The 21742-nt window shown below is 72.2% G+C and carries 19 protein-coding genes, 1 tRNA gene and 1 riboswitch; of the genes, 8 read left to right on the top strand and 12 right to left on the bottom strand.

The features are described from left to right. Positions 1-57: 57 nt before the first annotated feature. Entirely contained in the window at positions 58-504 is a 447-nt protein-coding gene (locus tag RZ50_RS25235; RefSeq protein ID WP_308272230.1) for a gamma-glutamylcyclotransferase family protein, read from the bottom strand. Between the two features lie 133 nt (positions 505-637). On the opposite strand from RZ50_RS25235, the gene RZ50_RS25230 reads away from it, so the two are divergent. Both RZ50_RS25230 and RZ50_RS25225 read left to right on the top strand, forming a co-directional pair. Further along, positions 638-1675: an EamA family transporter gene (locus RZ50_RS25230; protein ID WP_196948860.1), complete on the top strand. Its 1038-nt coding sequence runs from the start codon at positions 638-640 to the stop codon at positions 1673-1675. A gap of 103 nt (positions 1676-1778) precedes the next feature. Beyond that, positions 1779-2354 (top strand): TetR/AcrR family transcriptional regulator, encoded by a 576-nt coding sequence (locus tag RZ50_RS25225; protein ID WP_196948859.1) that lies wholly within the window; start codon positions 1779-1781, stop codon positions 2352-2354. 87 nt (positions 2355-2441) lie between these two features. Here RZ50_RS25225 and RZ50_RS25220 read toward each other — a convergent pair whose 3' ends face one another. From RZ50_RS25220 to RZ50_RS25195, 6 genes are all read right to left on the bottom strand, one after another. Continuing rightward, on the bottom strand, positions 2442-3005 hold the full coding sequence (locus RZ50_RS25220; protein WP_196948858.1) for an EF-hand domain-containing protein: 564 nt from the start codon (positions 3003-3005) through the stop codon (positions 2442-2444). A gap of 232 nt (positions 3006-3237) precedes the next feature. After that, positions 3238-3648 carry a cytidine deaminase gene (locus RZ50_RS25215; protein WP_196948857.1) on the bottom strand — a complete coding sequence of 137 codons (411 nt, stop codon included), beginning with the start codon at positions 3646-3648 and terminating at the stop codon, positions 3238-3240. A 209-nt stretch (positions 3649-3857) separates the two neighbouring features. Next, positions 3858-5489 carry an ABC transporter ATP-binding protein gene (locus RZ50_RS25210; protein WP_196948856.1) on the bottom strand — a complete coding sequence of 544 codons (1632 nt, stop codon included), beginning with the start codon at positions 5487-5489 and terminating at the stop codon, positions 3858-3860. A gap of 107 nt (positions 5490-5596) precedes the next feature. Then, complete coding sequence (locus RZ50_RS25205; RefSeq protein WP_196948855.1) at positions 5597-6589, bottom strand: ABC transporter permease; 993 nt, start codon at positions 6587-6589, stop codon at positions 5597-5599. Between the two features lie 133 nt (positions 6590-6722). Further along, positions 6723-8477 (bottom strand): ABC transporter substrate-binding protein, encoded by a 1755-nt coding sequence (locus RZ50_RS25200; protein ID WP_196948854.1) that lies wholly within the window; start codon positions 8475-8477, stop codon positions 6723-6725. Positions 8478-8553: 76 nt separating this feature from the next. After that, the gene (locus RZ50_RS25195; RefSeq protein WP_196948853.1) at positions 8554-9528 is read right to left on the bottom strand and encodes an ABC transporter permease; all 975 of its coding nucleotides are present in this window, start codon (positions 9526-9528) and stop codon (positions 8554-8556) included. A gap of 305 nt (positions 9529-9833) precedes the next feature. Further along, positions 9834-9930, top strand: a riboswitch (ZMP/ZTP riboswitch). A gap of 20 nt (positions 9931-9950) precedes the next feature. Between RZ50_RS25195 and RZ50_RS25190 the strand changes: the two genes are divergently transcribed. Next, positions 9951-11441 carry a glycine hydroxymethyltransferase gene (locus RZ50_RS25190; protein WP_196948852.1) on the top strand — a complete coding sequence of 497 codons (1491 nt, stop codon included), beginning with the start codon at positions 9951-9953 and terminating at the stop codon, positions 11439-11441. A gap of 162 nt (positions 11442-11603) precedes the next feature. Here RZ50_RS25190 and RZ50_RS25185 read toward each other — a convergent pair whose 3' ends face one another. The 4 genes from RZ50_RS25185 to RZ50_RS25170 form a co-directional block, all read right to left on the bottom strand. Next, entirely contained in the window at positions 11604-13031 is a 1428-nt protein-coding gene (locus tag RZ50_RS25185) for an aldehyde dehydrogenase family protein (protein ID WP_196948851.1), read from the bottom strand. Between the two features lie 114 nt (positions 13032-13145). Next, positions 13146-13673: a DUF6624 domain-containing protein gene (locus tag RZ50_RS25180; RefSeq protein ID WP_196948850.1), complete on the bottom strand. Its 528-nt coding sequence runs from the start codon at positions 13671-13673 to the stop codon at positions 13146-13148. 258 nt (positions 13674-13931) lie between these two features. Next, positions 13932-15590: an APC family permease gene (locus RZ50_RS25175; protein ID WP_196948849.1), complete on the bottom strand. Its 1659-nt coding sequence runs from the start codon at positions 15588-15590 to the stop codon at positions 13932-13934. Positions 15591-15912: 322 nt separating this feature from the next. After that, positions 15913-15997, bottom strand: a tRNA-Leu gene (locus RZ50_RS25170). Between the two features lie 544 nt (positions 15998-16541). Here RZ50_RS25170 and RZ50_RS25165 point away from each other — a divergent pair. Next, positions 16542-16961 carry an ATP-binding protein gene (locus RZ50_RS25165; protein WP_308272228.1) on the top strand — a complete coding sequence of 140 codons (420 nt, stop codon included), beginning with the start codon at positions 16542-16544 and terminating at the stop codon, positions 16959-16961. A 101-nt stretch (positions 16962-17062) separates the two neighbouring features. Here the strand turns inward: RZ50_RS25165 and idi are convergent, their stop codons facing one another. After that, positions 17063-17716 carry an isopentenyl-diphosphate Delta-isomerase gene (gene idi / locus RZ50_RS25160; RefSeq protein WP_196948848.1) on the bottom strand — a complete coding sequence of 218 codons (654 nt, stop codon included), beginning with the start codon at positions 17714-17716 and terminating at the stop codon, positions 17063-17065. A gap of 483 nt (positions 17717-18199) precedes the next feature. On the opposite strand from idi, the gene RZ50_RS25155 reads away from it, so the two are divergent. The 4 genes from RZ50_RS25155 (at position 18200) to RZ50_RS25140 (ending at position 21729) form a co-directional block, all read left to right on the top strand. Then, positions 18200-18955, top strand: a complete 756-nt coding sequence (locus tag RZ50_RS25155; protein ID WP_196948847.1) for a sugar phosphate nucleotidyltransferase — start codon at positions 18200-18202, stop codon at positions 18953-18955. Beyond that, complete coding sequence (locus RZ50_RS25150) at positions 18943-20004, top strand: iron-containing alcohol dehydrogenase family protein (protein WP_196948846.1); 1062 nt, start codon at positions 18943-18945, stop codon at positions 20002-20004. Before RZ50_RS25155 ends, RZ50_RS25150 begins: the two co-directional genes overlap by 13 nt. Before the next feature lie 91 nt (positions 20005-20095). Beyond that, a complete protein-coding gene (locus RZ50_RS25145) occupies positions 20096-20833 on the top strand; it encodes a CDP-alcohol phosphatidyltransferase family protein (RefSeq protein ID WP_196948905.1) in 738 nt (245 codons plus the stop codon). After that, entirely contained in the window at positions 20830-21729 is a 900-nt protein-coding gene (locus RZ50_RS25140; protein WP_196948845.1) for a glycosyltransferase family 2 protein, read from the top strand. Before RZ50_RS25145 ends, RZ50_RS25140 begins: the two co-directional genes overlap by 4 nt. Positions 21730-21742 lie beyond the last annotated feature (13 nt).

The raw sequence follows: 21742 nt of genomic DNA, 5'->3' as shown, positions 1-21742 counted from the left end.
TCGGCCGGCCAATGAGTAGAAAATCCAACTAGCCGAGGCAGCCTACCTGGGAGTTTGTCACCGCTCCGCCCAGTCCCCCGAAACGATCAGCGCCGGTCGGGCCCGCAGCCGCGCCTCGGCCTCCGGCCCCGCGACGTACACCCACGCGTCCCGCAGCTCGCCCGTCGCCGCCCGCACGGCCATCCGCCGTCGCACGTACAGTCCCGTCCCGTCCGCCCGGCACTCCTCCAGACGGTCCAGGGCCACGAGCGCCCCGGCGTACGCGCCCGGGCGCACGGTGACCAGCTCACCCACGATCCGGCGTCCGGGCGTCGGATCGACCACCGCGTAGGGAAACCCGGGGCCCGCGTGCAGCGCGGCCCCCTCCAGCACCGCCGGACGGATGTCGGCGCAGCGCCCGGCCAGGTGGAAGGCGTGGTTGCGGCCGCCGCTGCGCAGAGTGCCGTACACGAAGAACGGCAGGGCCTCCGCCTCGACCGGCGGGGCCCCCTGGGGTGCGGACACGGGTTCGACCTCCTCGCTGCGGGAGCGCCCACGGTACGTCCTGCCGCCCGATCCGTGATACCCGCTGGCGCGGTGGGCGGTCGATGCGCTGTCATATCGGATGTTCAGCCAGTACCGTCCTAGGGGGACACACATGACATCGCCCGCCTCCTCCCAACCGGCAACTCCCCCCACCGTCTCCGGAGCCGCCCCCGGGAGCACGGCCGCCACTCCGTCCCCCGGCCCTGGCGACCGCTCGGTCGCCCGCCTCGGCGGCCCGGTCTGGTTCGCCCTCGCCGTCGTCTACGTCGTCTGGGGCTCGACCTATCTGGCGATCCGGATCGCGCTGGAGACGATGCCCTCCTTCCTCTCCGCCGCCGCCCGCTTCCTCACCGCCGGCCTGCTGCTCGTCGGCTACCTCCTGGTCCGCCAGGGCCCGGCCGGTCTGCGGGTGAGCCTGCGCCAGCTGGCCTCCGCCGCCCTGGTCGGCGTGCTGCTGCTGACCGGCGGCAACGGCCTGGTGGTGTTCGGCGAGACCTCCGTCCCCTCCGGCCTGGCCGCCCTCCTGGTCGCCGCCGTACCGCTGTGGATGGTCGTGCTGACGGCCATCGGCGGCGACCGCCCCAGGCGCGCCGAGGTCGCGGGGGTGGCGCTCGGCCTGGTCGGCCTCGGCGTGCTCTCCGCCCCCGCGTTCAGCGGGTCCGTCAAGCCGCTCGGCGTGATCCTGATCCTCTGCGCCACGGTGACCTGGGCGGCGGGTTCCTTCGCGAGCAAGAAGATCCCGATGCCGGGCAACGTGCTCGCCGCGAGCGCGTACCAGATGCTCGCGGGCGGCGTCTGCGACCTGCTGATCGGCCTGGTCCGCGGTGAGCAGCACGGCCTGGACCTCGGCGCCGTCTCCGGCCGGTCCTGGCTGGCCCTCGCCTACCTGGTGGTGTTCGGCTCGCTGCTCGCCTTCACCGCGTACGCCTGGCTGCTGCGCTCCGCCCCGCTGACCCTGGTGGCCACCTACGCGTACGTGAACCCGGTGGTCGCGGTGCTGCTGGGCTGGCTGATCCTGGCCGAGCCGCTGACCGGCCCGACCCTGACGGGCGGGGCGATCGTGGTGGCGGGCGTCTGCCTGGTGGTGAGCGTCAGCCGCCGTCCGTCGCGTCCTGCGCGTTCGACGAAGGGGCCGTCCGTGCGTAGGTGAGCACGACGTCTCCGCGCTCGGGGTCCGGCTGTCGGCGAGCGTGAGGGCGCGGAAACGGGGGCGTCCGGCGTGCCGTCCGAGTGCGACAGGAGAGAATCGGCCCATGGTCCAGAACCCCGCCCGCCGTACCGCCCTCGCCGACGCCACCGTCGAGGTCCTGGCCCGCGACGGCGCCCGCGGCCTCACCTTCCGCGCGGTCGACGCTCAGGCCGGCGTCCCCAGCGGCACGGCCTCCAACTACTTCGCCAACCGGGATCACCTGCTCCACCAGGCCGCCCGGCGCATCCACCTCCGGCTCACCCCGGATCCGGAGATCCTGGCCGGCCTGCTGCGCGGCTCCCGCGACCGCGCGCTGGTCACCGCCCTGATGCACGACCTGATCCGCCGCATCTCCGCCGATCGGTCCGGCTACCTCGCGATGCTCGAACTGCGCCTGGAGGCCACCCGCCGTCCCGAGCTGCGGGCCCAGCTCACCGGCACCATCCGGGAGGAGCTGGAGGCCAACACCGCCCACCACCTGGCCGAGGGCCTCCCCGGCGACCGCGAGACCGTCCTCGTCCTCTACCTCGCCATGACCGGCCTGATCCTCGAACACCTCACCCTGCCCGAGGTGTTGGGCCACGACGCCCTGCCCGCACTGATCGACACCATCGTCGAGCGGATCGTCCCGGCCGCCTGACCAGGACGATCCCGCCCGCGTCCCCGCGTCCGCGCCCCCGTCTGCTCAGGGCGAGGAGAGTGCGAAGGACTCCGCCGGCCCCGGGCTTCAGAACGCGTAAGGAGGCTGCCCCGTCCACCAGTTGCCCGGAGCCTCGGGGTCGCGGCTGGTCCAGTACTCGATGATCGCGCTGGTGAACTCGGCCGCCGACAGCGTCCCGTCCCCGTCGAGGTCGAGGTGCTGGAAGGCCTCGTCCGTGTCGTCGCGGCAGAGTCCGGCGAAGTGGCCGCGCTGGAACACGAAGAACTCGCCGGCGTCCACCGTCCCGCTGTGGTCGGCGTCGGCGACCGCGAGGAAGGACGAGGCCAGCGTGCCGTAGATCTCCCGGGCGGCCTCGGGGTCGTCGGCGAGCGCGCCGGCCGAGGCGATGAACTGCTCGCGCGTGATGGCCACCGTCCCGGCGGGCTTCCCCGCGAGGTGCAGGTCGTGCCAGACCGTCAGGTAGGCGCGGACGATGAGCGCCTCCGCGTCCGAACCCTCCTGGTGGCCGAGTGAGTGGGCCACCGAGTGGCCCATCAGTACGTGGTCGCGCTCGGTGATCAGCCCGTCCCCGTCGGCGTCGAGGTGGTCGAAGCCGTGATTGATCTTTGCGATGAGCAGGTCGTCCGACAATGTGCCCCCTCCGATGGTGGTCCGTGCGGCTCCGCAGACGCACGTCGGCGACGTCACGTCGCCAGCACGCTAACGCGTCGAGCCTCGCTCGCGCAGCCGAACGAAAGTCGGAACGAAGTCCGGCACGCACACCCGGAACCAAGCGCGGAACCAAGCCCAGAACCAAGCGCGGAACCAAGCCCGGACGGCAGGCCCGGAACCAGACCCGGGCCCGCGAGCCGAACCGCGACGCTCAGTCGTCCTGGTGGTCGGCCCAGACGTACGCCCCCGGCAGCAGGTCCAGCACCGGCAGGGTCCGCAGCTCGGAGTCCTGCTCGATGATGACCCCCACCTTCGGGAAGTAGTCGAGCAGTACCTGGCGGCAGCGCCCGCACGGCGGTATCACCCCGCGCCCGCCGTCGCCGACCGCCACCACCGTGGTGAGGTCGTACGCCCCCTGGCCCGCCGCGGCCCCGATGAGCACCAGTTCCGCGCACGGGCCGCCGGTGAAGTGGTAGACGTTCACCGCCGTGATGATCCGCCCGTCGGCGTTGCGTCCGGCGGCCGCGACGGAGTGGTTGTCGCCGCGCGAGTACCGCCTGGCGACCTCCTCGGCCGCCTCGACGAGTTCCCGGTCGACACCTTCATGAGCGATGGCGGACATCTTCGTCCCATTCCTTCTGATCGAATCCTGGCCAACTCTGATCATCTTCCGTCCGCCCCTGATCCCGCCAGCCGTTTGCGCTCCGTGTCAGGCCGCCCTCCCTGTGCGACCGCCCTCCGTGTTCGACCCGTCGAGGAGCACTCCGCGCACGACGGGCCCACGAAGCGCCCACGAAGGGCCCACGAAGGGCCGTCGCCGCCCGGCGAACGTCAGTGCACCGCAGCCAGCAGCTCCCGGGTGTACTCCGTGTGCGGCGCGCTGAACAGCCGCTCCCGGTCGGTCGACTCGACCAGCCGCCCCCGGTGCATCACCGCCACCCGGTCGCAGAAGTGCCGCACCACCGCGAGGTCGTGCGAGACGAACAGGAAGGCCACACCGAGCCGCTCGCGCAGCTCCATCAGCAGGTTGAGCACCTGCGCCTGCACCGACACGTCGAGCGCCGAGACCGGTTCGTCCGCGATGATCAGCCGCGGCTCCGGGGCCAGCGCGCGGGCGATGCCGATCCGCTGGCGCTGCCCTCCGGAGAACTCGTGCGGATAGCGGTCCAGGTGTCCGGCGGGCAGCCCGACCTGCTCCAGCAGTTCCGCCGAACGCTCCCGCCGCTGCGCCCCGTCCAGCGAGGTGTGCAGCCGCAGCGGGGTGTCGAGGGTCTGCGCGATGGTGCGGCGCGGGTTGAGCGAGGCGTACGGGTCCTGGAACACCAGCTGGATCTCCCGGCTGAGCCGGCGCCGCAGCTCCCGGTCGGGGCGGGTGGCGTCCTGGCCGTCGTAGCGGACCCGCCCGCCGGTGGGCCGCTGCAGTCCGGCCAGCACCCGCGAGGTGGTGGACTTGCCGGAGCCGGACTCGCCGACGAGTCCGAGCGTCTCACCGGGCGCGATCCGCAGGCCCACGCCCTCGACGGCGCGCACCGGTTCGGCCCGCAGGGAGGGCAGCCGCCGGCGGCCGGGGAAGTGCACGGACAGGTCCTCGACCTCGACCAGCCAGCGTTCGGGCTGCTCGGCTGTCCTCGGCCGGAAGGTGCGGGAAGGCGACGGATCGTCAACGGTCGGCAGCGCGGTGCCGGGTACGGAGTCCAGCCGAAGCGCCGCGCCGACCAGTGCGCGGGTGTACGGCTCGCGCGGCGAGGCCAACAGCTCGGCGGTCGGCGCGGACTCGACCTCGACGCCGCCGCGCATCACCAGGGTGCGGTCCGTCGTCCCCGCGACCACGCCCAGGTCGTGGCTGACCAGCAGCACCGCCGTCCCGTGCTCGCGCTGCAACTCGCCGAGCAGGTCCAGGACCTGCCGCTGCACCCGGGCGTCCAGGGCGGTGGTCGGCTCGTCCGCGATCAGCACCTGGGGGTCGTTCATCAGCGCCATCGCGATCATCACCCGCTGACGCATCCCGCCGGAGAACTGGTGCGGGTAGTCGCCCGAGCGGGCGGCGGGGATGCCGACCCGGTCGAGCATCGCGGCCGCCCGCCGGCGGGCCTCGGCGCGCCCGGCCTCCGGGTGGTGCAGCCGGTACATCTCGGTGAGTTGGGCGCCGACGCCGTGGAAGGGGCTGAGCGAGGTGAGCGCGTCCTGGAAGACCAGTGCCGCCCGGCCGCCCCGCACGCCGCGCAGCACGGACTCCTCGGCACCCACCAACTCCCGTCCGTCCAGCCGGATCGAACCGGTGACGGTGGTGGTGCGCGGGTCGTGCAGGCCGAGGACGGCCAGTCCGACGGTGGACTTCCCGGATCCCGACTCGCCCACCAGGCCCAGGACCTCGCCCGGCGAGAGGTCGAAGGACAGCCCGTGCACGGCGGTCACCGGCGTGCCGCCGCGCGGATCGGCGAACGTGACCGTCAGATCGCGCACGCTCAGCACCGACCCGGTCGGCCCGGTCGACCCCGCCGGCTGGGCGGCCGACCCCGGGTTGCGGGAACTCGTGGAAGGAACAAGGGACTTCATCGATTCGTCTCCCCTCAGCTCAGCCGGATGCGCGGGTCGAGCCAGGCCACCGCCAGGTCGGCCAGCGCGACGAACAGCACCACGAAGCAGGCGGCCAGCAGCACCGCGCCGACCACGGCGGGCAGGTCCTGCCCGCCGACGGCCTCGGCGGCGAAGCGCCCGATCCCGTTCAGCCCGAACACCGTCTCGGTGATCACCGCCCCGCCCAGCAGCACCCCGGCCTCCAGCCCGAGCAGCTGCACCAGCGGGCCGGCGGCGCCGCGCGAGGTGTACTTGAGGTGCGCGCGCAGGCGCCCCAACCCCTTGCCTCGGGCCGTCCGGACGTACTCCTCGTTCATCGTCTCCAGCAGCTGGGAGCGCGAAAGTCGGGCGAAAACCGCCGAGTTGACGAAGCCGAGGACGATCCAGGGGAGCAGCATCCCGCCCGCCCAGGCGGCCAGGTCCTCGCCCGGCGGGGTGTAGGAGGGCAGCGGCAGCAGACCGGTGGAGTAGACCAGCGCCCACTGGGCGACGTACCCGAGGAAGTAGATCTGCACGCTCGCGCCGACCAGCGTGAAGCCGGACAGCAGCCGGTCGGTGCGGCCGCCGTGCCGCAGCGCGGACACGAACCCGGTGCCGAGGCCGAGTACCAGCAGCACGGCGAGCGCCCCGGCGGTCAGCGACAGGGTGACCGGCAGGTGGTCCACCAGCGCCTCGGTGACGGGCTGGTGCAGCCGGTAGGAGTACCCGAGGCAGGGCGCGTCGCAGTGGATGACCGAGCCGTCCACGTCGCCGATGTCCCGCCCGGCGACGACCCCGACCAGGTAGTCGGTGTACTGGGTGAGCAGCGGCTGGTCCAGGCCCATGCTCTGGCGCACCGCCGCGACCTGCCCGCTGTCGCAGCGCGGACCGCAGGCGGCGCGGGCCGGGTCGGCGGGCGCGGCGTAGAAGAGGGCGAAGGCGGCGGCGGAGACCGCGAGCAGGACGGCGAACGCCTGGAGGGTCCGCCGCAGGGCGAAGGAGAGCATGGCCGATCCGAGGTCGACGTGGCGGGGAGGGGGGATCCGGGCCCGTCCCCGCCGAAACGGCAGCGGCGGGGGCGGGCCCGGGAGCTCAGGTCCTCGGGACTTCAGAACCCGAGGACCTGAGAGCGTGAGAGCGTCAGGACTTGAGGTACAGCCAGGTCAGCCCGACCGTCCCGTAGATCGGGTGGACGAACGCCCCGCCGACGTTGCTGCCGCGCAGCTGGTTGGTGGTCGGGTAGGCGAAGGGCAGCACCGGCACGTCCTTCATCACCGTCTGCTCCAGCGCGTACAGCTCCTTGGCCTTGGCGCGCGGCTCGCCGATCTGGTTGATCCGGTCGATCTCCTTGTCGACCTCGGGGTTGCGGTAGCGGGCCGCGTTGAGGTCGCTGCCGGCCCGGCCGTCGAAGGAGAACGGGATCAGAGTGGACGGCGTCGGCCAGTCGACGGAGGAGGTCTCCTCGAACAGGTCGTACGGCGAGTCGGCGCGGTGCACCTCGTCCAGGAAGGCCTTGGGGTCGATCGGCTTGGGCACCACGGTGATGCCCGCCTTGGCGAAGCCGTCCACCAGCACCTGCGCGACGCGCTGGCCCTCCGGCGTGTTCTTGTACCCGTAGGTCAGGCTGGCCGGCGCCTGCTTGGCCTTGGCGAGCTCGGCCTTGGCGGCCTCCGGGTCGCCCTCCGGCTTGGCCGGGTAGAGGTCGTACTTCTGCCAGTCGATCAGCGCGGGCGAGCTCAGCGTGGTGGCCAGCTCGCCGGTCCGGGAGCCGCCCTGGACCTGCCGGGCCTGCTGGCGCGGGTAGGCCAGGTGCAGCGCCTTGCGCACCTCGACGTCCGGCACCCGCTCGTTGTTGATGATCAGCTGGGTGACGAAGGCGCCCTCGCGGCCGGAGACGACCAGCTCCCTGGCCTTCGGGTCGGTGTCGACGGTCTGGTACAGCTCGGGGGAGAGCGTGTCGTTGGCGGTGGTGGCGTTGGCGCCGCCGTCGCGTCCGGACAGGATCTCCTGGTTGATGTTGAGAGCCTCCTTGCCGTACGTGAAGACGAACTTGTCCGGGTACTGGTTGCGGATCGGGTCGGTCTCGGCCTTCCACGCCGGGTTGCGCTCCAGCACCATGCGGGTGTTCTGGACGTGCTCGACGATCCGGTACGGGCCGGTGGCGAACGGCAGCTTGTCGTAGTCGGTGCCGGTGTCCTTGTCCCGGCGCACCGGCGAGGAGGAGGACTGCGCGGCCATGTACGGCACGTCGGCCTGCGGCTGCGGGAAGTGGAAGACGATGGTGCGCTCGTCCGGCGTCTCGATCGCGGCCAGGTCGCCGTCCTGCGGGCCGGTGTACTTGGCGCGGGCCGCCTCGTAGCTGGCCTCGCCGGTGAGCCACTGCGGCCAGTACGGCGGGCCGACCTCGTAGCCCTTGCCGAAGGTGCGCTCGATGCCGTACTTGACGTCCTGGGAGGTGATCGGCTTGCCGTCCTCCCAGGCCACGCCCTCCTTGAGCCGGTACGTCCAGGTGCGCCCGCCGTCCGCCGGGGTGCCGGTGTCGGTGGCCAGGTCGCCGACCAACTTGGCCTTGCCATCGACGACCTGATACTGCGTCAGCTGGCGGCCCCAGAGCAGCGAGGCGTTGTAGGTGGCACCCGCGTAGACCTTCTGCGGGTCCAGGTGGCGGAACTCGACGCTGTTGTACACGTTCACGGTGCCGCCCGGGCGGGCGCCGGGGACGGCCGGGGCCGGACCGGCGCTCTCCTTCTCGGTGCCGAGCGCGGCGGTCAGCGGGGAGGTCTCCTTGGCCGAGGCCCCGGCGGGGGCGGAGCCGCTGCCGCCCGCGCCGGCCGAGCAGGAGGTCGCCAGCAGGGCGGTGGCGATGACGGCGAGCGACGGTTTGGTCCAGCGCATGGCGAATCTCTCCTTGCCCCGGCGGATCGCGCCGGGGAGGGCAGGGGTTGATGGAGGCGAACGGGGTTCGAGGGCCTCAGCGGCCGCCGGCGCGCGGGTCCAGCGCGTCCCGGACGGCGTCGCCGAGGAGGTTGAAGGCGAGGACGAAGGCCAGCAGTGCCGCGCCGGGGAAGACCATGTACGTCGGGTCGGCCTGGAAGACCTCGGAGCCGCGGGCGATCATCCGCCCCCAGTCCGGCACCGGCTCGGTGACGCCGACGCCGAGGAAGGACAGCGCGGCCTCGGAGGCGACGAAGGTCGGCACCGCCATGGTGGCGTGCACCAGCAGCTGCGAGCGCACATTCGGCAGCAGTTCGTGGACGACGACATGGAAACGGCTCGCCCCCTGCGCCCGGGCGGACTGCACGAAATCCCTTTCCCGGAGCGAGCGGACGGTGGCACGGAGGGAAAGCGCGAGCGGAATCCAGCCGAACGCGGAGAAAACCAGGATCAGCACCAGGAACTGCATCCACTCCGGTTCCGCGGTGCCCGGATCGACCAGTCGGGACTGGATCACCGGGCTGAGCGCGAGCAGCAGGAGAAGTGTCGGAAAGGCCAGCAGGACATTGGCGAGGAAGCCGAACAACCGGTCCGCGATTCCGCCGAGATAACCGATCGCGACCCCGGCCAGCACGCCGAGCGTGGTGGTCACCGCGGCCGAGGCGAAGGCGATCAGCAGCGAGGTGCGAATGCCGTACAGCAGCTGGGTCAGCACGTCCCGGCCGAGGCCGGGCTCCAGGCCGAACCAGAAGTCGCCGGAGATCCCGCCGTTCGGCAGCATCGGCAGCCCACCGTCGCTGAGCAGGCCGGGAGCGTTCTGGCCGTAGTGCTCGACCGGGTTCTTCCCGTACAGGGCGGCGATCAGCGGCGCGGCCAGGGCGAGCAGCAGGAACAGCAGGACGACGGCGAGGGCGGCGGCGCCGACCCGGTCCCGCAGGACGCGGCGCAGCAGGCTCGGCGCGGCGGGCGCGGTGGCCGTGCTGGGAACTGCGACTGTGTCGACCGCTGCCATGAGAGGCGTACTCCCCGAATTCTCCGCCGCCCCATGGGTGAGGGTGCGCTGGTGGGCATTTCCGATCCGGTCTCCGGGGGTTTCCCGGTGGCCGTTCGGGCGACATCAGATCGGATGCGTCCGAGGTTCCGCAAATCACTGATGCGCGCCCCGGCGGAATTCCTGCCGGACTGTTTCGAAAAATGTGGCGGCTTCATTTCCCTGCAACACGGGCGTTGCAAAAGAACGGACATATGCGAACAAATCGGGCCGGTCGTTCCGCATTCTGAGACCTCCGCCACAGTCCCCGCGATGTTGATACGATCCCGGTGGGCCGCGACTGGCGCGTAGGGATGGAATCGACCATCGGGAAGCGGCCCCGTGGAATCTCACGTTCAGTTGCCGAGCGCCTGGGCCGCCCGCATCCCCACCAGGAGACCGCCATGGCCCAGCCCGAGCACGAGCAGACCCCCGCCCGGCCGCAGCAGCCGCACACCACCGCGAGCCCCGCCGCCGACACCGCCTTCCGCAGCGCCCTGGACGTCGTGGCCGGCGTCGAGCCGCGGATCGCCGCCGCCATCGGCCAGGAGCTGGAGGACCAGCGCGACTCGCTCAAGCTGATCGCCAGCGAGAACTACGCCTCCCCGGCCGTCCTGCTCGCCATGGGCAACTGGCTCAGCGACAAGTACGCCGAGGGCACCGCCGGCCGCCGCTTCTACGCCGGCTGCCGGAACGTCGACACCGTCGAGACCATCGCCGCCGAGCACGCCCGCGCCCTGTTCGGCGCCGATCACGCCTACGTCCAGCCGCACTCCGGCATCGACGCCAACCTCACCGCCTTCTGGGCCGTCCTCTCCCAGCGGGTCGAGAGCCCGGCCCTGGATCGGGCCGCGGTCCGCAACGTCAACGACCTCACCGACCAGGACTGGGCGCAGCTGCGCCAGGAGCTCGGCAACCAGCGCATGCTCGGCATGTCCCTGGACACCGGCGGCCACCTCACCCACGGCTTCCGGCCCAACATCTCGGGCAAGATGTTCGAGCAGCGCAGCTACGGCACCGACCCGGTCACCGGCCTGATCGACTACGACGCCCTGCGCGAGACCGCCCGCGAGTTCCGCCCGCTGATCCTGGTCGCCGGCTACTCCGCCTACCCCCGGCTGGTGAACTTCGCCAGGATGCGCGAGATCGCGGACGAGGTCGGCGCGACCCTCATGGTCGACATGGCGCACTTCGCGGGCCTGGTCGCGGGCAAGGTGCTCACCGGCGACCACGACCCGGTGCCGCACGCCGACATCGTCACCACCACCACCCACAAGTCCCTGCGCGGCCCGCGCGGCGGCATGGTGCTGAGCACCGCAGAGCTGGCCGAACACGTCGACCGCGGCTGCCCGTTGGTGCTCGGCGGCCCGCTCTCGCACGTCATGGCCGCCAAGGCGGTCGCCTTCGCGGAGGCCCGCCGCCCCGAGTTCCAGGCCTACGCCCGCGCCGTCGTCGACAACGCCCAGGCGCTCGCCGAGGGCCTGCTGAGCCGTGGCGGCAAGCTGGTCACCGGCGGCACCGACAACCACCTCGTCCTCGCCGACGTCTCCGGCTACGGCCTGACGGGCCGTCAGGCCGAGGCGGCGCTGCTGGACTCGGGCATCGTCACCAACCGCAACTCCGTCCCGCAGGACCCGAACGGCGCCTGGTACACCTCGGGCGTGCGCCTGGGCACCCCGGCCCTCACCACCCGTGGCCTCGGCACCGCGGAGATGGACGAGATCGCCGCCCTGATCGACACCGTCCTGCGCGCCACCACCCCCACCACCACCGCCAACGGCGCCCCGTCCAAGGCCAACTACGCCCTCGACGACTCCCTTCGCGAGGGTGTCGCCAAGCGCGCCGCCGACCTCCTCGCCCCGTTCCCGCTCTACCCGGGCATCGACCTGGCCTGACCTCCCGCCGGGCGTCCGCGGGCGTCGGCGCCTCGGCGCCGCGCCCACGGGCGCCCGGCAGGACCGCTGTTCGCCCGGGCCGCTGGTGCCTCAGGGGCGGCGGCAGATCGCGGCCCAGAGATCGTCACCGGCTCGCGTCTCGTCGCGCCTCGGCGAACGGGCTCAGTACTGGAGCGACTTGTACTGGAGGAACTCCTCCAGGCCGTGGCGGCCGAGTTCGCGGCCCAGGCCGGAGTTCTTGTAGCCGCCGAAGGGGGCCAGCGGGTTGAAGCGGCCGCCGTTGAGGTCGACCTGGCCGGTGTCGAGGCGGCGGGCGAAGGCGGCGGCGGTGTCGGTGTCCGCGGCCCAGACGCCGCCCGCGAGGCCGTAGACGGTGCCGTTGGCGATCTCGGCGGCGTGGTCCTCGTCGCGGTAGGAGAGGATGGACAGGACGGGGCCGAAGATCTCCTCCTGGGCCACCGTCATGTCCGGGGTGACGTCGGCGAGCACGGTCGGGCGGACGTAGAAGCCGGCCGGTAGCTCGGGCAGCGGCTCGGGCCCGCCCGCCACCAGCCGGGCGCCCTCGGCGAGAGCGCCGTGCAGGTAGCCGCGCACCCGGTCCAGCTGCCTGGCGTTGACCAGCGGGCCGATCCGGGTCTGCGGGTCGGTGGGGTCGCCCGGGACGTACTTGGCGGCGGCCTTGGCGGCGAGCGTGACGGCCTCCTCGTACTGGTCCTGGTGCACCAGCAGCCTGGTCCAGGCGCTGCACGTCTGGCCCGAGTTGGCGAACACGTTGGCCACGTTCACGTTGACCGCGCGGGCCAGGTCCGCGCCGGGCAGCACCACGTTGGCGGACTTTCCGCCCAGCTCCAGGGCGACCCGCTTCAGCGCGCGCCCGGCCGTCTCGGCGACCTGCCGGCCGACCGCGGTGGAGCCGGTGAACGACACCACGTCCACCTGAGGGTGGGTGGACAGCGCCGCGCCCGCCACCGCGCCGGTACCGGTCACCAGGTTGAACACCCCGGCCGGGAAACCGGCCTCGTGCACCAGGCGGGCGAAGAGCCGGGCTACCAGCGGGGTGTCCTCGGCGGGCTTGAGCACCACCGGGCAGCCGGCCGCCAGCGCCGGGACGACCTTGGCCACGATCTGGTGCAGCGGGTAGTTCCACGGCGTGATCGCCGCGACCACTCCCGCCGGCTCGGCGAGCACCACCGAGTTGCCGATCCGCTCCTCGAAGGGGTGTTCGGCGAGCAGGCTCAGGTAGGAGGTCGCGACGGCCAGCGGCAGGCCGGCGTGCACGGCCCCGGCGAAGCCGATCGGGGCGCCCAGCTCGGCGACGACGGTCGAGGTGATCTCGCCCTGGGCCTCGGCGATCCCGTCCCGCAGCCGGGTCAGCAGTGCGAGCCGCTCCTCGCGGGCGGTGGCGGCCCAGCCCCGGGCCGCCCGGCGGGCCGCCGCCACCGCGGCGTCGACGTCGGCCGCCCCGCCCGCCGGTACGGTCGCGAGCACCTGCTCGGTCGCCGGGTTCAGCACGGTGATCGACCCGGTGTCCCCGGAGGGCCGCCAGGCGCCGTCGATGTACTGGTCGCCGAACTCCGCGTACTCCTGCACAGGTCGTCCTCTCAGCCGGTCAGCAGCTTTTCAACTAACAGCGCTAGTCAAAGGCCAGTCAAGGCGGCCGGGAGGCCGCGCGCAAGAGCCAATCCGGCCGGGGGGACCAGGCGGTTACCTGGGGGCGAACCGTGCGGTGTACTCGTCGAACGGTTCGATCCCCACCTCGGCGCGGCGCTCGTCCAGCCGCTCCGGGTCCTCGCACGGCCAGGGCACCGGCCGGCCGTCGACGACCGCGCCGATCTGGGTGCCGTAGCGCTGCTCGCGCCCCTCGTTGACGGCCAGCCGGTCCTGGAGGAAGGCCAGCTCCCGGGCGCTCGCGGCCCCGTCCGCCACCGCCGCCGCCATCAGGGCCGCCGCCCGGCGCTGCACGTCCAGTTGGCGGTCCGCGTGCTGCGCGACCAGCCAGGCCGCCCGGGCGGCCTCGGCGCCGACGGCCTGCCCGGTCGGCCAGCCGTACCGCGTCATGATCTCGGAGAGCCGGTCCCCGTGCCGGGCGGTGAGCCGCCGCCAGACGGCCTGCTCGGCGAGGTCCGGACTGTTCGCCAGCGGGCCGTGTGCCTGGTCCTCGGCCATCATCGCGATCAGCTCCTCGGCCAGGGCCTGTGCCCGGTCGTCGCCGTCCGTGTGTGCTGTCGTCATGCCGATCCGCTCCGTGCCGTCGGGCCCGGGGCCGGGCCGCCTGCCACCACGGTAGGTGCGGGATCCACGACGAAGATCATCCGCTGAGACGGTGACACGGCGTGGCCGGCGGGGACAGAATGGATCCACGCCGCTCGCTCCCGCTCTCCCGCCCCAGCCCCGGCATCCCCAGCCCCCCGCAACGCCGAAGGGCCGGTCGGATCACCCGACCGGCCCCTCGAACAGCCTCAGCTCAGACCTGCCCGGCAGGCTCGCGCATCAGACCCGCGAGGTCGCGACGTCCTCCGCCGTCCCGGAGGCGGCCTTCGCGGCCTCCTCGGCGGCGATCTCCCGCCGCACCGTGTCCAGCGACGGGTTGGCCCAGGAGCTGGCGACGCCCCAGCGGTAGAAGGCGAGGCCGATCGCGGCGACGATCAGCAGGTCCCAGCCCTCCGGCAGGTACCCGTGTCCACCGAAGTCGGCGCTGCCGGCCCAGGAGACCCCGGCCATCACGAACAGGTACGCGACCATCCAGGCGCCCGCCTTCAGGTGCGGCTTCAGCTCGGCGAACGGCTTGCGCAGCTCGTACCAGGCCCAGATCGGCAGACCGACGGCCATCAGCAGGATCACCTTGCCGGTGAGCGGCCAGCGGGCCCAGTACAGCACCAGCGAGCCGAAGACCATCGCGACCGGCGCGATCACCGGCATGGCCCGCAGCCGGACCGGCCGCGGCAGGTCCGGGGCGAGGCGGCGCAGCGACATCACGGCGACCGGCCCGGTGATGTACGAGATCACGGTGGCGACCGAGACGATCTCGGCCAGCGAGCCCCAGCCGCGGAAGACCGCGAGGAACATGAAGGCGACCACCAGGTTGAGCACCAGCGCGGGGCGCGGGATGCCGGTCTTGGCGTCGACCTTGCCGAAGATCTTCGGCAGGTGGCCGTTCTCCTGCACGCCGTGGATCATGCGCGAGGTGGTGGCGGCGTAGATCATGCCGGTGCCCGACGGCGAGACGAAGGCGTCCGCGTACAGCACCAGTGCGAGCCAGTTCATGCCCCAGGCGATCGCCAGGTCGGCCAGCGGCGAGGTGTAGGAGAGGCTGCTCCAGCCCCCCGACAGGTCGGCGCTCGGGATGGCCCCGAGGAAGGCGATCTGCAGCGCGACGTAGATCACCAGGGCGATCAGGATCGAGCCGATGACGGCCTTGGGCAGCGACTTGCCGGGGTTGCGGGCCTCACCGGCCAGGTTGAGCGGGGACTGGAAGCCGTTGAAGGCCCAGACGATGCCGGAGACCGCGACGGCGGTGAACACCGAGCTCCAGCCGTTCGGCGCGAAGCCGCCGTGGTCGGTGAAGTGCGCGGAGTCGAAGTGCGCGAAGAGCAGCGCGCCGGCGGTCAGCGTCGGCACGACGACCTTGAAGACGGTGATCGCCGTGTTGGTCTTGGCGAACAGTGTGATCGCGAACCAGTTGAGGGCGAAGTACACGACCAGCAGCACGCTCGCCAGTGCGACACCGCTGAGGGTGAGCTCCTTGCCGTCGAACAACCCCTGCGCCCAGCCGAAGTGCCAGGAGCTCATGTACTGGACGGAGGCGGTGGCCTCACCCGGGATGACCGAGACGATGGCGATCCAGTTGGCCCAGGCGGCGAGGTAGCCGGCCAGCGAGCCGTGCGAGTACTGGCCGTACCGGACCATGCCGCCGGCCTTGGGGAACATCGAGCCCAGCTCGCTGTACGTGAGCGCGATGGTCAGCGCCACGGCGGCGCCGATGACCCAGGCGAGGATCGAGGCGGGCCCGGCGAGCTTGGCGGCCCGCTCGGCGCCGAACAGCCACCCGGATCCGATGATCGACCCCAGCCCGACGGCGGTCAGGCTGATGGTGCCGAGCGATCGGCGGTAGTTCTGGTGGGATGCCGTCGACGAATCGGGCTCACTCAACGTATCGGTCCTCTCGCTCGTGGTTCAGCGGGTGATGTAGGTGGTTTTACGGTTTTGGGTCGGTATTCCGGACAAACCCCAGCAGCCTATGGTTTGAAATGGGGCGAAAGCCTCAGAGGGAGCTCAAATCACCCGATCGTTGCCATCTCGTGTCCGCTTTTCGGGCGGTTGGCCCTTGCGGAGAGACCGGCGCCACACTCCACCGGACCGGCACGGCCCAGCCGCCGGCGGCGGATCAAGGGAGGTGGAGTCGGACGGCGAGTCGACGGGAAAAGGAAATTCCCCGTGGGTTCCTTTCGGATCCCACGGGGAATTTCGACTGTGTCCGAGGGGGGACTTGAACCCCCACGCCCGATAAAGGGCACTAGCACCTCAAGCTAGCGCGTCTGCCATTCCGCCACCCGGACGGGGTGTGTGCTTCGGGGGTTTTTTCTCTCGCCCCCTCGGCGACAGAGAGAACATTACCAGGGTTCTGGAGTGCTTCTCACCTGCGTTTCCCTGCCGGGTGGGCTGGTCGGCACGCCCGGGACGGGTGGGACGGCTCGCGAGGGCGCTCGAACCCCGGCCGAAGCGGTGGTGAGCGCGAAGCAAACGGTCGGTTCCCCCACCGCCCACGATCGCCTCCGGTCGGAACCGATCCGACACGGGCAACTTGTCGACGGTGCCCCGGCTGCGCGGACCGCTCTTCTAGCCTCTGTGGACCGAGGGCGCCATGAGCGGATCGCCTGATTCCCCGGGTCGCCTGAATCCCGGGTCGCGGACGGAGGGCGGCTGGACGTGGAGCAGATCAGCGGGACGGCGAAGGCCGAGCCGAGACGCGGAGGGCCGGAACGCACACGGCCCGAACGCGCGGAGCCGGGACACGCCGAGCCGAAACGCGGTGAGCCGAAACGCGGCGCGCCGGGAGCCGGGCGTGCCGACACCGGCCGGTCCGGAGGCCCGGCGGAGGGCGTGTGGCGCTTCCCGGTGCCCGCCGTCGAGGCCTCGGTGCCGCGCACCCGGCACGCGGTGCGGGACCGCCTGCTGGCCCAGGGCATGACCGGGGTGCGCCACCAGGAGCTGGTGGACGACCTGCTGCTGATCGTCTCCGAGCTGGTCGGCAACGCGGTGAAGCACGCGGCCAAGCTGTCACCCGAGGTGACCACCGAGCTGTCGGTGCGCGAGGGCTGGGTGCGGATCGCGGTCGAGGACGGCGACCCGTACCGGCCGAAGGCGCTGGAGAGCGACACCGGACGCACCGGCGGGCGGGGCCTGCTGCTGGTGAAGAGCGTGACGCTGCAGGCCGGCGGGATGTGCGACGTCGAGTGCACGGGGGAGGGCGGCAAGGTCATCTGGGCCTCGCTGCCCGTCCCCGCGGAGCCCGGAAACTGACCGGCCCACCCACCCGGGGAGCCGGCCCGCCGACACGAGGCCCGCCCGCAGCCCGCCTGCTATCGGTCCCGCGCTACCGGTCCCGCGCTACCGGTCCCGGGCTACCAGTCCCGCCCGGCGATCTCCCGGATCCCCGGCAGCGCCGCCTCGAAGACCGTCTCGAACCACACCGAGAACGGCCGCTCCGCCCGCAGCTCCCGCAGCTCCTGCGCGCTCACGAAGGCGAAGTCGTCCACCTCCTCGGGGTCGGGCTCGACCGGCGCGGTGACCAGCCCGACGAACAGGTGGTTCCACTCGCGTTCGATCAGCCCGGAGGCCTCGTCCGGCAGGTCGTAGCGGACCGTCCCGGCCTCGCAGAGCAGCGCCGGTGCGACGCCCAGCTCCTCGGCGGTGCGCCGGGCGGCGGCGACGAAGGGCGGCTCGTCCGGGTACGGGTGCCCGCAGCAGGTGTTCGACCAGACACCGGGGGAGTGGTACTTGCCGAGCGCCCGCCGCTGCAGCAGCAGTCGGCCCTGGCGGTCGAAGAGGAACACGGAGAAGGCCCGGTGCAGCCGGCCCGGCTGCTGGTGGGCCCAGAGCTTCTCGGCGGTGCCGGTCGTGACGCCCTCGTCGTCGACCAGTTCCAGCAGGATCTCGGCGCCGGCGGGGGTCGTGGCCGCGCCCTGTGGGTCGACCGTCACATCGGTCTCCACGTCGAGACCGGAGTCGATCTCGGCGTCGAAGTGTGTCGGTTCGGTCGGCAGACTCTGGGGCATGAGGCCTCTCTCGGGGGGCGGGGGCAACGGGAGCATCGGGTCCGTCCTGCGCACCGGCCGGGGTGCGGCGGACGCGGTGGGGGCACCGGCGCCGGCGTCGGGCTCCAGTCTGCCGTATGGGTGGCGGTGCGGACGGGTCCCACGCACAACCGGGCAGATCATGACCAGGAGTAGGCCGGATCCGGGCAGAGAACGGCCCGGGACACCCACGGAAGGGTCATTCGGCTCGCAGACGCGTTCGATGTACGTTCGGAACACGTTCGATCGTCGCTTCGCCGCCGGATCGTCACCTCGCCGCCTCCGGGCGCGTTCGGGCCGGTCGCCCGGGTCGCCTACCATCACATACGACACGCTGCCCGGATCTGTGCCGGTACCGGCGCGCCGCCTCCCGGCCGGGTCGGACACCGGGCCGGAGGGCAGCGGTGCGGCCGTGCCCGTCGGCACGTCCCCGCGCGCACAGCACGACGGATCAGGAGACCCCGCATGATCGGCCTCGTTCTGGCAGCCGGCGCCGGCCGCCGGCTGCGCCCGTACACCGACACCCTTCCCAAGGCGTTGGTGCCGGTCGACGGGGAGCGGACGGTCCTGGACCTCACCCTCGGCAACTTCGCCGAGGTCGGCCTGCGCGATGCGGCGATCGTCGTCGGTTACCGCAAGGAGGCGGTGTTCGACCGCAAGGGCGCGCTGGAGAGCAAGTACGGCGTCAAGCTCCACCTGGTCGAGAACGACAAGGCCGAGGAGTGGAACAACGCCTACTCGCTGTGGTGCGCCCGTGACCTGTTCGCCGAGGGCCTGCTGCTGGCCAACGGCGACACCGTCCACCCGGCCTCCGTGCAGCGCACCATGCTGGAGGGCAACCAGCGGCTGACCGAGGCCGGCGCCGCCCCCGGCATCCTGCTGGCCCTCGACACGGTGAAGAAGCTCGCCGACGAGGAGATGAAGGTCGTCGTCGACCCGGCCGCCGGCATGAGCCGCATCACCAAGCTGATGGACCCGGCCGAGGCGACCGGCGAGTACATCGGCGTCACCATGATCAACCCCGCCGCCGCCGCCGACCTGACCGACGCGCTGCGCACCACCTACGAGCGCGACCCGCAGCTGTACTACGAGGACGGCTACCAGGAGATGGTCGACCGGGGCCTGCGGATCGACGTGCAGCCGATCGGCGAGGTGTCCTGGGTCGAGGTCGACAACCACGACGACCTGGCGAAGGCGCGGGAGATCGCGTGCCGGTACTGACCCGACTGGTCCCGTCGCCGCTGTTCGTGGAGATCCGCTCCGGCGCGCTGGACGCGCTCGGGGGCATCCTCGCCGACCAGCGGCTGTCGGCCTCGGGCCGGATCGCGGTGGCGATCAGCAACGGCTCCGGGGCGGCCATGCGCCGCCGCCTGGAGCCGGCCCTGCCCGGTGCCGACTGGTACAACGTGGACGACGGCAGCCTGGACAGCGCGGTGCGGCTGGCCGAGGCGATGCGCGGCGGGCACTACGACGCGATGGTCGGCCTCGGCGGCGGCAAGATCATCGACGCCGCCAAGTACGCCGCCGCCCGGGTCGGCCTGCCGCTGGTCGCGGTCGCCACCAACCTGGCCCACGACGGCATCTGCTCGCCGGTCTCCACCCTCGACAACGACGCCGGCCGGGGCTCCTACGGGGTGCCCAGCCCGATCGGCATCGTCGTCGACCTGGACGTGATCCGGCAGGCCCCGCAGCGCTTCGTGGCGGCCGGCATCGGGGACGTCGTCTCCAACATCTCGGCCTGCGCGGACTGGGAGTTGTCGCACGCCGTCACCGGTGAACCGGTGGACGGGCTCGCCGTGGCGATGGCCCGCTCGGCGGGCGAGAACCTGCTGCGGCACCCGGGAAGCACTCAGGACCAGGACCTCCTGACGGCCCTGGCGGAGGCCCTGGTACTGTCCGGCATCGCGATGAACATCGCGGGCAGCACCCGGCCCTCCTCGGGCGCCTGCCACGAGATCTCGCATGCCCTGGACGTGTTGCACCCCAAGCGCTCCGCCCAGCACGGCGAACAGGTGGGCCTCGGCGCCGCGTTCGCCAGCTTCCTGCGGGGCGAGCGCGAGCTGACCGGTCTGATCGTGGAGCGCCTGGCGAGCCACGGGCTGCCGGTGACCGCGGCTCAGATCGGCTTCACCGAAGCGGAGTTCACCGAAGCGGTGCACTACGCTCCGAACACCCGCCCGGGGCGCTTCACCATCCTTGAGCACCTCGAACTCTCCCCCTCCGCAATCAGGGACGCGTACGCCGACTATGTCCAAGCCGTCAACAGCTGACCCCTCCACCACGGGTGCCGAGCGGCCCCCGGTGGACCTGACCCGCCGGCCCTCGATCGAGGAGCTGCGCGCGGTGATCCACCCGGAGGGCATGCTCCAGCGCCGCAGCGCCGAGCACTGGGCCGGGCGCCTGTACATGCGGAGGATCTCGCTGCGGATCACCCGCGTGCTCTCCACCATGACGGCGATCACGCCCAACGGCCTGACGTACCTGATGATGTTCACCGGCATCCTGGCCGGTGCCGCGCTGATCGTGCCGGGCATCGTCGGCGCGGTCCTGGGCGCCCTGCTGATCCAGGTCTACCTGCTGCTGGACTGCGTGGACGGGGAGGTCGCCCGCTGGCGCCGGCAGACCTCGCTCACCGGCGTCTACCTGGACCGGGTCGGCCACTACATGTCCGAGGCGGCCCTGCTGACCGGCCTCGGCCTGCGCGCCACCGACCTGCTCCACCGCGAGGGCGGCGGCTCGCACTGGGAGTGGGCGTTCCTGGGCACCCTGGCCGCGCTCGGCGCGATCCTGATCAAGTCCGAGACCGACCTGGTGGACGTGGCCCGCGCCCGCAGCGGCATGACGGCCGTCGAGGACAGCGCCTCGGTGCCGCGCTCGGCCTCGGTGGCCAGGGCCCGCCGGGCGGCCTCCCTCCTGAAGTTCCACCGCCTGGTCGGCGCCGTCGAGGCCTCGCTGTTCATCCTGGTCGCCGGGATCGCCGACACCGTGCACGGCGGGCTGTTCTTCACCCGGCTCGCGGTCGTGGTGCTGGCGGCGATCGCCATGCTGCAGACCGTGCTGCACCTGCTGAGCATCGTCCTGTCGAGCAGGCTGCGATGAACGCACAGACCACCGCGGAGAACTTCCGCCTCGGCGCCGTGATCATCACCATGGGCAACCGGCCCGCCGAGCTCAACGCCCTGATCGAGGCCGTCCGCGCCCAGGAGGGCCCGGCGGTCGAACTCGCCGTGGTCGGCAACGGCGCCCCGCTGCCCCCGCTGCCGGAGGGCGTGCGCAGCGTCGAGCTGCCGGAGAACCTCGGCATCCCGGGCGGCCGCAACGTCGGCATCGAGCTGTTCGGGCCGGACGGCCGGGACGTGGACGCCGTCCTCTTCCTGGACGACGACGGGAACCTGCCGCGCACCGACTCGGCCCGTCTGCTGCGCGAGGCCTTCACCGGCGACCCGGAGCTGGGCATCGTGTCCTTCCGGATCGCGGACCCCGACACCGGAGTCACCCAGCGCCGCCACGTCCCCCGGCTGCGCGCCAGTGACCCGCTGCGCTCCTCCCGGGTGACCACCTTCCTGGGCGGCGCGAGCGCCGTGCGCTGCAAGGTGTTCGAGCAGGCCGGCCAGCTGCCCGGTGAGTTCTTCTACGCGCACGAGGAGACCGACCTCGCGTGGCGCGCGCTGGACGCCGGCTGGGCCATCGACTACCGGGCGGACGTGGTGCTGCACCACCCGATCACCTCGCCGGCCCGGCACGCCACCTACTTCCACAATGTGGCCCGGAACCGGGTTTGGCTGGCGAGGCGGAACCTTCCGGCCCCTCTGGTGCCTCTCTATCTGGGAACCTGGTTTCTGCTGACCCTGGCCCGCCGCCCCTCCCCGGAGGCGCTGAAGGCCTGGTGGGGCGGATTCCGGGCGGGCTGGCGCGAACCCTGCGGTCCGCGGCGGCCCATGCGATGGCGTACCGTTTGGCAACTGACCAGGCTGGGCCGACCTCCGATCATCTGATTCGATCAGAAGA

The organism is Kitasatospora sp. SUK 42 (assembly GCF_015776785.2).
Taxonomy (GTDB): domain Bacteria; phylum Actinomycetota; class Actinomycetes; order Streptomycetales; family Streptomycetaceae; genus Kitasatospora.
This window is presented reverse-complemented; position numbering and strand designations above follow the sequence as displayed.

What these genes read in the sequence shown, in the direction of transcription:
- idi (WP_196948848.1), bottom strand. Translation starts at nt 17,716, where the DNA reads ATGCCCCAGAGTCTGCCGACCGAACCGACACACTTCGACGCCGAGATC.
- RZ50_RS25215 (WP_196948857.1), bottom strand. Translation starts at nt 3,648, where the DNA reads ATGTCCGCCATCGCTCATGAAGGTGTCGACCGGGAACTCGTCGAGGCG.
- RZ50_RS25155 (WP_196948847.1), top strand. Translation starts at nt 18,200, where the DNA reads ATGATCGGCCTCGTTCTGGCAGCCGGCGCCGGCCGCCGGCTGCGCCCG.
- RZ50_RS25225 (WP_196948859.1), top strand. Translation starts at nt 1,779, where the DNA reads ATGGTCCAGAACCCCGCCCGCCGTACCGCCCTCGCCGACGCCACCGTC.
- RZ50_RS25190 (WP_196948852.1), top strand. Translation starts at nt 9,951, where the DNA reads ATGGCCCAGCCCGAGCACGAGCAGACCCCCGCCCGGCCGCAGCAGCCG.
- RZ50_RS25230 (WP_196948860.1), top strand. Translation starts at nt 638, where the DNA reads ATGACATCGCCCGCCTCCTCCCAACCGGCAACTCCCCCCACCGTCTCC.
- RZ50_RS25205 (WP_196948855.1), bottom strand. Translation starts at nt 6,589, where the DNA reads ATGCTCTCCTTCGCCCTGCGGCGGACCCTCCAGGCGTTCGCCGTCCTG.
- RZ50_RS25180 (WP_196948850.1), bottom strand. Translation starts at nt 13,673, where the DNA reads ATGACGACAGCACACACGGACGGCGACGACCGGGCACAGGCCCTGGCC.
- RZ50_RS25200 (WP_196948854.1), bottom strand. Translation starts at nt 8,477, where the DNA reads ATGCGCTGGACCAAACCGTCGCTCGCCGTCATCGCCACCGCCCTGCTG.
- RZ50_RS25195 (WP_196948853.1), bottom strand. Translation starts at nt 9,528, where the DNA reads ATGGCAGCGGTCGACACAGTCGCAGTTCCCAGCACGGCCACCGCGCCC.
- RZ50_RS25140 (WP_196948845.1), top strand. Translation starts at nt 20,830, where the DNA reads ATGAACGCACAGACCACCGCGGAGAACTTCCGCCTCGGCGCCGTGATC.
- RZ50_RS25145 (WP_196948905.1), top strand. Translation starts at nt 20,096, where the DNA reads ATGCTCCAGCGCCGCAGCGCCGAGCACTGGGCCGGGCGCCTGTACATG.